Annotated in this window: 13 protein-coding genes; 4 read left to right on the top strand and 9 right to left on the bottom strand. The window is 68.2% G+C overall.

Annotated features, from left to right (window positions below; translation table 11 throughout):
- The first annotated feature begins 391 nt into the window (after nucleotides 1–391).
- Nucleotides 392–1,630, top strand: coding sequence for a glycosyltransferase (locus tag MQH10_RS05750; RefSeq protein WP_242563113.1), 1,239 nt, complete (start codon nucleotides 392–394; stop codon nucleotides 1,628–1,630).
- On the opposite strand, the gene MQH10_RS05755 is transcribed toward MQH10_RS05750, so the two are convergent.
- On the bottom strand, nucleotides 1,624–2,037 hold the full coding sequence (locus MQH10_RS05755) for an Lrp/AsnC family transcriptional regulator (RefSeq protein ID WP_242563114.1): 414 nt from the start codon (nucleotides 2,035–2,037) through the stop codon (nucleotides 1,624–1,626). The genes MQH10_RS05750 and MQH10_RS05755 overlap by 7 nt on opposite strands.
- 124 nt (nucleotides 2,038–2,161) lie before the next feature.
- On the opposite strand from MQH10_RS05755, the gene MQH10_RS05760 reads away from it, so the two are divergent.
- Together MQH10_RS05760 and rocD are read left to right on the top strand one after the other, a co-directional pair.
- Complete coding sequence (locus tag MQH10_RS05760) at nucleotides 2,162–2,971, top strand: dimethylarginine dimethylaminohydrolase family protein (RefSeq protein WP_242563115.1); 810 nt, start codon at nucleotides 2,162–2,164, stop codon at nucleotides 2,969–2,971.
- Nucleotides 2,972–3,029: 58 nt separating this feature from the next.
- The gene (gene rocD, locus MQH10_RS05765; protein WP_242563116.1) at nucleotides 3,030–4,259 is read left to right on the top strand and encodes an ornithine--oxo-acid transaminase; all 1,230 of its coding nucleotides are present in this window, start codon (nucleotides 3,030–3,032) and stop codon (nucleotides 4,257–4,259) included.
- A 4-nt stretch (nucleotides 4,260–4,263) separates the two neighbouring features.
- On the opposite strand, the gene MQH10_RS05770 is transcribed toward rocD, so the two are convergent.
- The 3 genes from MQH10_RS05770 to MQH10_RS05780 all read right to left on the bottom strand — a co-directional run bounded on the left by MQH10_RS05770 (nucleotide 4,264) and on the right by MQH10_RS05780 (nucleotide 7,085).
- A complete protein-coding gene (locus MQH10_RS05770; protein WP_242563117.1) occupies nucleotides 4,264–6,252 on the bottom strand; it encodes a PQQ-dependent dehydrogenase, methanol/ethanol family in 1,989 nt (662 codons plus the stop codon).
- A complete protein-coding gene (locus MQH10_RS05775) occupies nucleotides 6,230–6,370 on the bottom strand; it encodes a hypothetical protein (RefSeq protein WP_242563118.1) in 141 nt (46 codons plus the stop codon). The genes MQH10_RS05770 and MQH10_RS05775 overlap by 23 nt, the downstream gene beginning before the upstream one ends.
- A gap of 67 nt (nucleotides 6,371–6,437) precedes the next feature.
- Complete coding sequence (locus MQH10_RS05780) at nucleotides 6,438–7,085, bottom strand: hypothetical protein (protein WP_242563119.1); 648 nt, start codon at nucleotides 7,083–7,085, stop codon at nucleotides 6,438–6,440.
- A gap of 254 nt (nucleotides 7,086–7,339) precedes the next feature.
- Here MQH10_RS05780 and MQH10_RS05785 point away from each other — a divergent pair, with 254 nt between their 5' ends.
- Nucleotides 7,340–8,848, top strand: a complete 1,509-nt coding sequence (locus MQH10_RS05785; RefSeq protein WP_242563120.1) for a sigma-54-dependent transcriptional regulator — start codon at nucleotides 7,340–7,342, stop codon at nucleotides 8,846–8,848.
- On the opposite strand, the gene MQH10_RS05790 is transcribed toward MQH10_RS05785, so the two are convergent.
- The 5 genes from MQH10_RS05790 to ykgO form a co-directional block, all read right to left on the bottom strand.
- Nucleotides 8,845–9,990: a glutathione S-transferase C-terminal domain-containing protein gene (locus MQH10_RS05790; RefSeq protein WP_242563121.1), complete on the bottom strand. Its 1,146-nt coding sequence runs from the start codon at nucleotides 9,988–9,990 to the stop codon at nucleotides 8,845–8,847. The genes MQH10_RS05785 and MQH10_RS05790 overlap by 4 nt on opposite strands.
- A gap of 85 nt (nucleotides 9,991–10,075) precedes the next feature.
- Nucleotides 10,076–10,390, bottom strand: a complete 315-nt coding sequence (locus MQH10_RS05795; RefSeq protein WP_242563122.1) for a hypothetical protein — start codon at nucleotides 10,388–10,390, stop codon at nucleotides 10,076–10,078.
- Entirely contained in the window at nucleotides 10,387–10,653 is a 267-nt protein-coding gene (gene gapR / locus MQH10_RS05800; protein ID WP_242563123.1) for a nucleoid-associated protein GapR, read from the bottom strand. Before gapR ends, MQH10_RS05795 begins: the two co-directional genes overlap by 4 nt.
- A gap of 76 nt (nucleotides 10,654–10,729) precedes the next feature.
- On the bottom strand, nucleotides 10,730–11,332 hold the full coding sequence (locus tag MQH10_RS05805; protein WP_242563124.1) for an HAD family hydrolase: 603 nt from the start codon (nucleotides 11,330–11,332) through the stop codon (nucleotides 10,730–10,732).
- A 23-nt stretch (nucleotides 11,333–11,355) separates the two neighbouring features.
- Nucleotides 11,356–11,481 carry a type B 50S ribosomal protein L36 gene (ykgO, locus tag MQH10_RS05810; RefSeq protein ID WP_242563125.1) on the bottom strand — a complete coding sequence of 42 codons (126 nt, stop codon included), beginning with the start codon at nucleotides 11,479–11,481 and terminating at the stop codon, nucleotides 11,356–11,358.
- Between the last annotated feature and the right edge of the window lie 75 nt (nucleotides 11,482–11,556).

Genomic DNA, 11,556 nt, shown 5'->3' on the forward strand with positions numbered 1-11,556 from the left:
CGCTTGGGCTTGGGCGGGGTCTCGGCCGCCTCGGCGGGCGGGGCCGGCGGCGCGTCGGCCGGCGCGGCCGTGTCGGACGCCGCTTCGGGCTTGGGTTTGGCTCTCGATTTCCGGACCCGCTTGGGCTTGGCCGGCGCGTCCGGCGCGGCGTCCGCCGCCGGGGATTCGACCGGGGTCTCAGGATCGAGAGGTTCGGACATGCTCATCGCCGCCATTCGGAGCCCAAGCCCCGGAAAGGGCGCTTCCTATCACAGGGGCTGGCCGATCCAAGCCCGGCGTCGGCCGAAGGGCGCGCCTTGGCGCAGGGCCGGATTGCGGGGGCCCGGCCAGAATCGATATGGGAAGGCCTGGGCCGCCGGCCCCACGCAGGGCTAGAGCGCCGGGACGACCGATGAAATTCCTGTTCATCCACCAGAACTTCCCCGGTCAGTTCGTGTCGCTGGCCCCGGCCCTGGCGCGTGCCGGCCACGAGGTGCGCGCCCTGACCACGCGCGAGGACATCGGCGACGACTGGCTGGGCGTGCAGGTTCAGAGGTTGAATCCGCCGCGTACGGTCGGAAAGGACAGCCATCCCTGGACGTCCATTTTCGATGGCGAGGTCGCGCAGGGCGAACGGATCTTCAGGGCCGCCCGCGCCCTCAAGTCCGACGGCTTCGAACCGGACGCCATCATCGGCCATCCGGGCTGGGGCGAGACCCTGTTCCTACGTGACGTCTGGCCGACGACGCCCCTGGGGATCTATGCGGAGTTCTTCTTCTCACCCGACCGAAAGGTGATGGTCTCGGAGCTGACGCCCCCTGACCTGGAGAACGACGCCGGGCCGATCATGCGGATCCGAAATCTGCCCTGGATGATGGGCCTGGAGGACGCCGATGCGGCGATCTCGCCGACGCGGTTCCAGGCGGACCAGTTTCCAGCCCGCCTGCGCCCGAAGATCGAGGTCATTCACGACGGCATCGACACCCGCCGCATCCGGCCGGACCCCCAAAGCCAAATCAGCCTGGGCCGGGGCGTGACCCTGAGCGCGGGCGATGAGGTGATCACCTTCGTCAACCGCAACCTGGAACCCTTGCGCGGCTACCACACCTTCATGCGGGCCTTGCCGGAGGTCCTTACGCGCTATCCGCGCGCCCGCGTGATCCTGATCGGCGGCGACGGATCAAGCTATAGTCAGCCGCCGCCCAAGGGCCGGACCTGGAAGGATGTCTATCGACACGAGGTGTGGCCGTCGCTCACCGAAGATCAGCGGGAACGCGTCCATTTCGTCGGCCGGGTTCCCTACGACACCTATCTGCGCGTCCTGCAGATCTCGATGGTCCACGTCTATCTGACCTGGCCCTTCGTCCTGAGCTGGAGCCTCATGGAGGCCATGAGCGTGGGCTGCGCCATCGTCGGCAGCGACACGGCGCCTGTGACCGAGATGATCACCGACGGAGAGACCGGACGTCTGGTCCCCTTCGATGATCCCGCGGCTTTGGCGGCCGGGATCAGTGATCTGCTGAACGACCCCGACGCCCGCTGCCGGCTGGGCGCCCAGGCGCGCGAGCACATTATCGCCCGCTATGACCGGGACACCCTCTGCCTGCCGGCCCAGGTGGACTGGGCCCTGCGCCTGGCCAGGGCTCAGTAGCTCTTCAAGAGAAGGCTGGTTTCGGTCACCCCGATCCCGTCGATCCGCCGGATCGCGTCCAGGGTCTCGGAAAACCCGGCCAGACTGTCGGTGGCGAGATCGACGACCAGGTCCCAGCGGCCATTGGTCGAATGGATCGCGGCGACCTGCGGAAAGCCGCGCAGGGCCCGCACCACCGCCTGGGTCTTGTCGCCCGTCACCTCTACGCTCATCACCGCCCGGATCTGCTGGGCCTCGACCCCGCGGGTGCGAATGGTGAAGCCCAGTATGGCCCCGCGGGCCAGCATGCGCTCGATGCGGTTCTGGACCGTGCCGCGGCTGACCTTCAGCTCCGCGGCTAGGGCGGCGGCGGGGGTGCGGGAGTCCTGCCGCAGCCGGGCGATGATCTGGCGGTCAAGGTCGTCCATGTCATTTCGCCATGTTGTCCTGACGTTTCGCCAGAAAATCGCGCCGAATGTAGCATGACTGCCGCTTTTCGATAGCGCGGCCCGCGACCAGTCTGGAGGTCCCCTTCAAGGAAAGCCTCCGAGCATGACCCCGCGCTTCCTGATGACCGACCCGGCCTGGTTCGATGTCAGCTACAGCATCAATCCCTGGATGCGCCCCGACGCCTGGGCCGGCCATCGCAAGGCCGAGGCGGTCGCCGCCTCCGCCGCCCTGCGCCGCGCCCTGGAGTCCTGCGGCGGGATCGTCGAGATCGTCCCGGCCGTCGAGGGTCTGCCGGACCTGGTCTTTCCCGCCAACGCCGCCGTGGTGCTGGACGGCAAGCCCCTCCTGGCCCGCTTCCGCCATCCGGAACGCCAGGGCGAGGAGGCCCCGTTCCGCGCCGCCTTCGAGCGCCTCCGCGGTCAGGGTCTGATCACAGAGATCGTCGAGCTGCCCGCCGACCTCACCCACGAAGGCGCCGGCGACGGCCTGTGGGACGAGACCCGCCAGCTGTTCTGGACCGGCCATGGCCCGCGCTCGCATCGCGCGGCGTCGGACGTCATCGGCCGGGAGTTCGGCCGCCCCGTGGTCCCGCTCGAGCTGGCGACCGAGGCCTATTACCACCTCGACACCTGCTTCCGGCCCTTGAGCGGCGGCGAGGTGCTCTATTATCCGCCGGCCTTCACGGCCCAGGGCCTGGCCGCCATCGAGGCCCATGTGGCCCCGGCGGACCGCATCGTCGCTTCGGATGAGGACGCCCAGGCCTTCTGCGTCAACGCCGTCTGCCTGGATCGCAATGTCATCATGGCGCGCGCGCCGGACCGCCTGCGCCAGCGCCTGACCGATCGCGGCTACCGCGTCGTCGAGGTCGACCTTGATCCCTTCATACTGTCCGGCGCGCCGCCTTCTGCATGACGCTGCGCCTCGACCTCGTCAGCCAGCCCGCCCTCGCCCTCCAGCCGTGAGCCTCGACATGACCACGACCACCCTCGCCCGCTCGCCCTCCGCCGCTCTGCTGATCGAAAAGGAGCAGCACTACGGCGCCCGCAACTACAAGCCGCTCGACGTGGTCCTGACCCGCGGCGAAGGCGTCCATGTCTGGGATGTGGACGGCAATCGCTATCTCGACTGTCTGTCGGCCTATTCGGCGGTGAACCAGGGCCACTGCCACCCGCGCATCTTGGCGGCCATGACCGAACAGGCCTCGCGGCTCACCCTCACCAGCCGCGCCTTCCGCAACGACCAGCTGCCGGCCTTCTATGAGGAGCTGTGCGAGCTCACCAACTCGCACATGGTCCTGCCGATGAACTCCGGCGCCGAGGCGGTGGAAAGCGCCCTGAAGGTCGTCCGCAAGTGGGGCTATGAGATCAAGGGCGTGGCCGAGGGCCAGGCCGAGATCATCGTCTGCTCCGAGAACTTCCACGGCCGGACCCTGGCCATCGTCGGCTTCTCGTCCGACGACCAGACCCGCGGCGGCTTCGGCCCCTTTGCCCCCGGCTTCAGGATCATCCCCTTCGGCGACGCCGACGCGCTCGAGGCCGCCATCGGCCCCAACACCGTGGGCTTCCTGGTCGAGCCGATCCAGGGCGAGGCCGGGGTAATCATCCCGCCCGACGGCTATTTCACGCGCGTTCGCGAGATCTGCACCCGCCGCAATGTCGTGCTGATCCTGGACGAGATCCAGACCGGCCTGGGGCGCACCGGCAAGCTGCTGGCCGAGCAGCATGAGGGCATCGAGGCGGACCTGACCCTGGTCGGCAAGGCCCTGGCCGGCGGCTTCTATCCGGTCTCCGCCGTGCTCTCGAACACCGAGGTGCTGGGGGTGCTGAAGCCCGGCGACCACGGCTCGACCTTTGGCGGCAATCCGCTCGCCTGCGCGGTCGCCCGCATGGCGCTGAAGGTGCTGGTCGAGGAAGGCATGATCGAGAACTCCGCCCGCATGGGCGAGCGGCTCAAGGCCGGCCTGGGGGCGATCGGCCATCCCGCGATCAAGGAGGTGCGCGGACGCGGCCTGATGCTGGCGGTGGAGCTGCACCCTGACGCGGGCGGCGCGCGGCCCCTGTGCGAGGCGCTGAAAGGCCTCGGCCTCCTGGCCAAGGACACCCATGACCACACCGTCCGCCTCGCCCCGCCCCTGATCCTCACCGCCGATCAGGCGGATTGGATTTCGGAGCGGTTCGAGGCGGCGTTGCGGTCGATCTAGTCCCTTACTTCGCGGCCGCCGGCATGGCGGCCGCGGCGACCTGGGTCTTCTTCGCCTCGCTGATGATGTAGGCGCGGATGTCCTCGGCGTCCTTGGGCGTCAGGGTTCCGGCGAAGCTCACCATCCCGTTGGCCTTGCGGACCCCGTCGATCACCACCGATTTGAAGTTGTCGGCGGTCAGGATCATCTGCGACTTCTTCAGGTCGGGCAGATAGGCGCCCGATGCGTTCGGGCCGTGGCAGACCTGGCAGTTCTCATGGAACCGCGCGAAGCCGGCCTTGGCGTCGCCCGTCGTGGTGACGCCGGTCAGGTCCAGGGCCGGAACGACCGGGATGTCATAGGCCGGCGCCGTGGCCTTGCCACCCAGCTTGAAGACCATCAGGCGGCCCGGCAGACGCGGCTGGTTGCCCAGCAGCACCGAGGCCGAGACCGGCCCGCCGCCGCCATAGCCGACCATGACCGCGACATACTGCTCGCCGTCCAGTTCATAGACCGCCGGCGCCGCCACGACGCCGTTGGTGGTCTTGTAGCTCCACAGCTTGGTCCCGTTGGCCGCATCATAGGCGACGAACTGGCCCTCGGCATTGCCCTGGAAGACCAGGCCGCCCGCCGTGGAGACCACGCCCGCGTTCCAGAAGAAGGGATGCTCGACGGTCCAGCGGGCCTTCTGGGCCACCGGGTCCCAGGCGATCAGCTGGCCCTTGAACATCGACTTCATGGCGGCCAGCGTCGCCTTGTCGTCCGGCAGGGCGTTGGCCAGCAGGTTGGTGCCGACGTTCCAGCCCTTGGGGTTGTACTTGAAGTCCTTGATGTTGGTGTAGGCGAAGGGCGAGGCCTGGGCCGGGATATAGACCAGGCCCGTCTGCTGGCTGTAGCTCATCGGGTGCCAGTTGTGGGCGCCCAGCGGGCCGGGCAGCTGCAGGGACGGGGCGTCCTTGTAGCGGGCGGCCGGGTTCTCGACCGGGCGGCCGGTGACCGGATCAACCCCAGTGGCCCAGGTCTGGGGCACGAAGCCCTTGGCCGAGATCAGCTTACCCGTGGCGCGATCCAGCACGTAGAAGAAGCCGTTCTTCGGCGCCTGCATCAGCACCTTCTGGACCTTACCGTTGAGGGTCAGGTCGGCCAGGATGATGTGCTGGGTGGCGGTGTAGTCCCAGCTCTCGCCGGGCGTCGTCTGATAGTGCCAGACATATTCGCCGGTGTCGGGCTTGAGCGCCAGGATGGAGGAGACGAACAGGTTGTCGCCCTTGCCGTCCGACCGCTTCAGATGGTTCCAGGGCGTGCCGTTGCCGACCCCCAGATAGACGATGTCGAGATCCGGGTCATAGGCCATGGAGTCCCAGACCGTGGCGCCGCCGCCGGTCTGCTTCCAGACGTCGCCGTACCAGGTGCCGGCGGCCTTCTCGGCCATGATCTTGTCGGAGGGGGCGCCGTCCGGCTGACCCTCGGGGTTGGGGGCCGTATAGAAGCGCCAGACCATCTTGCCGGTGGCGGTGTCATAAGCGCTGACATAGCCGCGCACGCCGTATTCGGCGCCGCCGTTGCCGATCAGCACCTTGTCCTTGATGATCCGGGGGGCGCCCGTGATGGTGTAGGGCTTGGCCGGGTCGGTGGTCTGAACCGACCAGACCTGCTTGCCCGTGGCGGCGTCCAGCGCGATCAGGCGGCCGTCGAGGGCGCCGAAATACACCTTGCCCTTCCAGACGGCGACGCCGCGGTTGACCACGTCGCAGCAGGCGTCGAAGCCCTTGGTCCCGTCGACCTTGGGGTCAAAGGCCCACTTCTGCTCGCCGGTCTTGGCGTCGAAGGCGAAGACCTTGGACCAGGCGGTGGTGACATAGAGCACCCCGTCCACCTCGACCGGCGTGGCTTCCTGGCCGCGGTCGGTGTCGAACTGGTGGAACCAGGCCAGGCCCAGCTGGCCGACATTCTTGGTGTCGATCTTGGTCAGCGGGCTGTAGCGCTGTTCGTCATAGGTGTGGCCGACGGCCATCCAGTCGCCGCCGGTGGCGCTTTGCCAGGCGCGCGCCGTCGACATTGCCCGGCTTGCCGTTGCAGCCGGCCAGAGCGGCGGTCATCGCAAGCGCGAGGACGATCTTGGTGAACTTCATGTTGCCTCCCAGCAGCCGTCGCTGCGGCCTTGGGCGGCACTATGCGCCTGACGCTAGGGCCTGCAAGCTATGACGTAGCGTCACCGCGCTCGGCCAGCCAGGCCAGGAAGGTCGCGACCAGATAGGCGGCGAGCGCGGTCGTCGCAAAGCCGCTGGCCGCGCCCCCGCCCGGCAGCACCAGGGCCACGATCTGCAAGGCCACGAGGAAGCTCAGGAACAACAGGGCCGGCAGGAGGGAGCGTCCCTCCACCCCGCGCCGCCAGGCCCAGGCGGCCCCGGCCACGGCCAACAGCCCCATCTCCAGCGCCTCCTCCGGGACTGGATAGTCCCAGAGGGAGAAGCCGACCTTCTGGCCCCCGAACCACAGCTCCAGGTCCGGCCGGTGCACCAGCAGGTCGCCCAGCCAGTGGGAGAAGACGGTCAGGCCGATGAACAGGGCCGCGCGCCAGGGCAGGCGCAGGACCAGCCGGGCCAGGATCGCTGCGCCCAGGGACCAGATCAGGGATCCGGGCAGGCTGTGGGTGTAGGGCATATGCTCCAGCACCAGGGCGCTGCCGGGCAGGCTCGCATCCATGTGCATCCGCTCGACCCCGGCCAGGATCAGTCCGCTCCAGCCGATGTCGATCAGCTGGGCCGCGGCCACATAGGTCCAGAGCGGGGCGCGCGGCTCCATGCTCTTGGCGGCGAAGGCGGCGGCGTAGTGGCCCACGAACATCGGCGTCCCTCCCCAGGGCGTTTCACCCAGTGAGAGCTAGAGCGTGACAAGACGCAAGCCCATCGCCGATTCCCGGCGGGCGGCCATGCATCCGCGCATGGCCGGCGGAGGCCGCTGACGGCGCGGCGTTAACCCCTGACTCAGGTCTCCGAAACCCCGCCTTTACCTCGGACCTGTATCAATCCGCGACATAAGGAACGTCATCCCGGGGTTGCCCCGGCAGATGAGCGTCCAGTCCAGGTGGGTGTTTTCAAATGGCCAAAACGGTCCTCGTCGTCGATGACGATCCGACTCAGCGCAGGCTGATCCAGGCGGTCCTGGAGCGCGAAGGGTTCGCGGTCGTCCATGCCGAAAACGGCGATCAGGCGATCGCCAAGCTGACCTCGGGCGGCGCCTGCGACCTGATCCTGCTGGACCTGGTGATGCCGGGCCTGTCGGGTCAGGACACGCTGAAGGAAATCCGCGCGCGGTCCTTCGCCCAGCCGGTGATCGTCGTCACCGCCACCGGCGGCATCGACACGGTCGTCCAGGCCATGCAGGCCGGCGCCTGCGATTTCTTCATCAAGCCGGCCTCGCCGGAACGGATCATCGTCTCGATCCGCAACGCCCTGTCGATGGGCGCCCTGAAGGGCGAGGTCGAGCGGCTGAAGAAGCACGCCGGCGGCCGCGCCACCTTCGCCGATCTGGTCGGCAATTCGCCCCCCATGCAGCTGGTCAAGCGCATGGGCGAACGCGCCGCCAAGTCCTCGATCCCCGTCCTGATCACCGGCGAGAGCGGCGTCGGCAAGGAAGTCATCGCCCGCGCCGTGCACGGCTCGTCCGAGCGCGCCGGCAAGCCCTTCGTCGCCGTGAACTGCGGCGCCCTGCCCGAGAACCTGGTCGAGTCCATCCTGTTCGGCCACGAGAAGGGCAGCTTCACCGGCGCCACCGACAAGCACCTGGGCAAGTTCCTGGAGGCCAATGGCGGCACCCTGTTCCTCGACGAGGTCGGCGAGCTGCCCCTCGACATCCAGGTCAAGCTGCTGCGCGCCCTGCAGGAGAGCGAGATCGACCCGGTCGGCTCCAAGCGCAGCGTCAAGGTCGATGTCCGCATCGTCTCGGCGACCAATCGCGACCTGGCCAATGCGGTCAAGGAAGGCCGCTTCCGCGAGGACCTGTTCTATCGCCTGAACGTCTTCCCGATCGAGGCCCCGTCGTTGCGCGAACGGCGCGAGGACGTGCCGGCCCTGGTCGAGACCTTCATCCGCCGGTTCAATGTCGAAGAGGGCAAGTCGGTGGTCGGCGCCTCGGCCGAGACCATCGCCTTCCTGACCAGCTACGACTGGCCTGGCAATGTCCGCCAGCTGGAGAACGCGGTCTATCGCGCCATCGTGCTGGCCGACGCCCCCTATCTGCAGCCCTACGACTTCCCGGCCATTTCCGGCGTCGCCGCCCCGATCCCCGAGGCTGGCGAGCCGCCCATGAGCCACGCCCATCCGCCGATCGCCTCGGCGGGCGAGCTGATGGACGACCTGCCCAAGGACGCGCCCGTCCGCATCCTCGACGGCCGCGGTCACCTGCGGACGCTGGAGGACATCGAACGCGACCTGATCCAGCTGGCAATCGAGATCTATGCCGGCCACATGAGCGAGGTGGCCCGGCGCCTCGGCATCGGCCGCTCGACCCTCTATCGCAAGGTGCGCGAACAGGGGCTGGAAGACGTGATCCGCGAAGCCTCGGGTGAGGCTGTCCCGGAGACCGACGCCGAAAGCCACGCGGCCTAACCCGCGCCCCAGACCTCGCGATTGTCCACGCGCTCGACCCGGCGGGTCGGGCGCAGGTCCAGCAGCCGCTCCAGCCCGACCTCGGCCAGCAGGGCGCGCGCCCGCGTCTGCTCGGCCGCTTCCAGACCGTCGAACAGGTCATGGATCTTCTGCAGCAGCCAGACCCGATAGGGGAAGACGGCGACGCTGAGCTTCACGCCGCGCCAGTCGAAGCCGGTGAAGCCGATCACCCTCTGGCTCGCCCGCCCGCCGATCACCTCGCCCGCGACGATGTCCGGCCCGGCCGCGACGCCGTTATAGAAGGCCACGAAGGCCTCGATCTCCGGCAGATAGTCCTCGGCGACAAAGGCCAGCAGGGCCTTGAGCGTATCCGGAACCGCGTCGCCTGCGGCGACCGTCTCCGCCACATCGCCATATTCGCCGGCGTCCTGGTTGGGCGCGTACATCCGCTCCACCCACCGCCAGACCCGCCAGGCGGTGGTCTTCATCAGGGTCGCCGGATGGGGATCGCGGGCCAGGTGGGCGTGCAGCGGCGCGAACAGGCCGTAGTCGCCGAGCGTCGGGACGCCGCCCAGCAGATAGGGCGTGGTCTCAAGATGCGCCTCGAACAGCTGCAGGAACCGGGCGTAGGACGCCTCGATCGCCGGCGCCGACTCTTCGCTCACCCCGAAGATCCGCGCCGCCTGCCGCATGCGGGCGCTGGAGGCGGCGAAGGACGCGGCGCGAGCCTCTGCCCCGCCCTCCAGCACCATGGGACCGGAGAAGTCCTGGGCCAGGAAGCCCAGATTGTCGGCGTCGAAATCCCAGCGGTAGTGCATGGCAGGGCGCACCATGCCCTCGCCGCCGAACAGCTCGAAGATCGCCCCGATCAGCCGCTGAAGCGGCCCGCCCGCTCCGGCCGGCAGCTGCGCCCAGCCCGCCGCCTCGCCATGGGCGATGATGTCGGACCCATCCTGGATGAAGGCGCCCTCCGGCGTCTCCAGCACCGGGATGATCCAGCGACCGACCGCGCGGCGCGCCTCGTCGAAGCGGGGGTGGCTGGGCGCGCGCTCGATGAAGTCGAGATGCTGCTTGCGCAGATAGGCCCTCGCCTTGCCGGAATAGAGCGAGCCCGGCATGGCGTAGAGAATGTAGGGAGGCACGGCGGGTCCTTAGGTCAGCGATCTCGGAAATGGCACAATAGGCGCCACAAGATCGGGGGACAACCGCCGCGGGGTCAGACGCCGCTCAGTCGGGCTTGGGCGTCTTGCGCGCGAAGCCCCGGCGTTTGGGGGGCTCCTTCTTCTCGCCCTTGGCCTTGGACGAGATCTCGCGCAGCTTCACATGCTGCATGACCGACAGCGCCTCGCCAGCGCCGCCCTTTTCGGGATCGCCGAAGGCGCGGCCATAGGTCTTGAGCCGGTCCTCGACCGAGCCCAGAAATTCCCCCTCCCAGTCGGAAAGCTTGACCCCTGCGCGGTCCGCCTGACGACGGGCGCGCTTGAGGGCGTTGAGGGCCGCCCGCTTGGCGGCCTCCTTCCGGTCTGGCGGGGCGCGCTTCAAATCTCTCCGAGCGCCGAGAGATAGAGGTCGAGGATGGCCTCTTCCTCCTGGCGCTTGGCGCGGTCCTGCTTGCGCAGGCGGACCACCTTGCGCAGCACCTTGACGTCGAAGCCGTTGCCCTTGGCCTCGGCGAAGACTTCCTTGATCTGCTCGGCGATCTCGGACTTCTCCAGCTCCAGCCGCTCGATGCGCTCAATGATGCTCTTCAGCTGCGTCTGCGCCGTGACGTTCAGGATGTCGCTGTGGGCGCTGTCGTCGGCCATGGGGAGAGCCTCTCATAAGTGGGCGGTGTCGGAAAGGCGCGGAACCTAGCGATAGGCGCGTCGCCTGTCACGCGATCTAGAGGAGGCCGCGGGCTTCCAGAGCGGGCAGAAGCGCCGCCGGATCGGTGAAGTGGTGCGTATCGAATCCCAGGGCCTGGGCGGTGGCGATATTGGCGGCGCTGTCGTCGACGAACAGGGTGTCGGCGGGGTCGAGCCCGAAGCGGTCGCGCGTCAGTTCGAAGATCGCCGGATCGGGCTTGATCAGCCCCTCGTCGCCCGAGACCACGAAGGCCTGGATGTGGCGGAAGGCTGGGCTCATGGCGATGGTCCCGGGGAAGGTCTCCCGGGACATGTTGGTCAGGCCGAACTGCGGAACCCCGCGAAGGGCGAGCGCCTCGATCGCGGCCTCGGTCTCCGGGATGGTTCCGGAAAACATATCCCACCACCGGGTCTCCCAGGCGTGGATCTGGTCGGCGTATTCGGGGAATCGCGCCAGCAGCGGCGCGCGGTTGTCCGCGAAGGTCACACCGCGATCATGCGCCGTGTGCCAGTCCATGGTGCAGACAGCCGAAAGGAACCGGTCGCAATCGGCCGGATCCTCAAAGACCTGGGAATAGAGCGTGCGCGGATTCCACCGCACCACCACATTACCGACGTCCCAGAGCAGCTTCGACGCCATCTCCGGGACGAAACCCTGAAGCCTCAGCCTTGCTTGGCTTTGAAGCGCGGGTCGGTCTTGTTGATGATGTAGACGACGCCCTTGCGGCGCACGAGCTTGCAGTCGCGGTGACGCGTCTTGAGCGACTTGAGCGAGCTTCTGACCTTCATGACCGTATCTCTAGGGCGACCAACGGCGGCCCGGGTTGTCTACAGAGCGGGCGCATATACGGGGGCCAGCCGATT

Origin of the sequence: Phenylobacterium aquaticum, from assembly GCF_022695515.1 — a bacterium.
Taxonomy (GTDB): Bacteria; Pseudomonadota; Alphaproteobacteria; order Caulobacterales; family Caulobacteraceae; genus Phenylobacterium; species Phenylobacterium aquaticum.

Coding starts and splice junctions, on each gene's coding strand:
- MQH10_RS05750 (WP_242563113.1), top strand. CDS start 392: ATGAAATTCCTGTTCATCCACCAGAACTTCCCCGGTCAGTTCGTGTCG.
- MQH10_RS05755 (WP_242563114.1), bottom strand. CDS start 2,037: ATGGACGACCTTGACCGCCAGATCATCGCCCGGCTGCGGCAGGACTCC.
- MQH10_RS05760 (WP_242563115.1), top strand. CDS start 2,162: ATGACCCCGCGCTTCCTGATGACCGACCCGGCCTGGTTCGATGTCAGC.
- rocD (WP_242563116.1), top strand. CDS start 3,030: ATGACCACGACCACCCTCGCCCGCTCGCCCTCCGCCGCTCTGCTGATC.
- MQH10_RS05770 (WP_242563117.1), bottom strand. CDS start 6,252: ATGGCCGTCGGCCACACCTATGACGAACAGCGCTACAGCCCGCTGACC.
- MQH10_RS05775 (WP_242563118.1), bottom strand. CDS start 6,370: ATGAAGTTCACCAAGATCGTCCTCGCGCTTGCGATGACCGCCGCTCTG.
- MQH10_RS05780 (WP_242563119.1), bottom strand. CDS start 7,085: ATGTTCGTGGGCCACTACGCCGCCGCCTTCGCCGCCAAGAGCATGGAG.
- MQH10_RS05785 (WP_242563120.1), top strand. CDS start 7,340: ATGGCCAAAACGGTCCTCGTCGTCGATGACGATCCGACTCAGCGCAGG.
- gapR (WP_242563123.1), bottom strand. CDS start 10,653: ATGGCCGACGACAGCGCCCACAGCGACATCCTGAACGTCACGGCGCAG.
- MQH10_RS05805 (WP_242563124.1), bottom strand. CDS start 11,332: ATGGCGTCGAAGCTGCTCTGGGACGTCGGTAATGTGGTGGTGCGGTGG.
- ykgO (WP_242563125.1), bottom strand. CDS start 11,481: ATGAAGGTCAGAAGCTCGCTCAAGTCGCTCAAGACGCGTCACCGCGAC.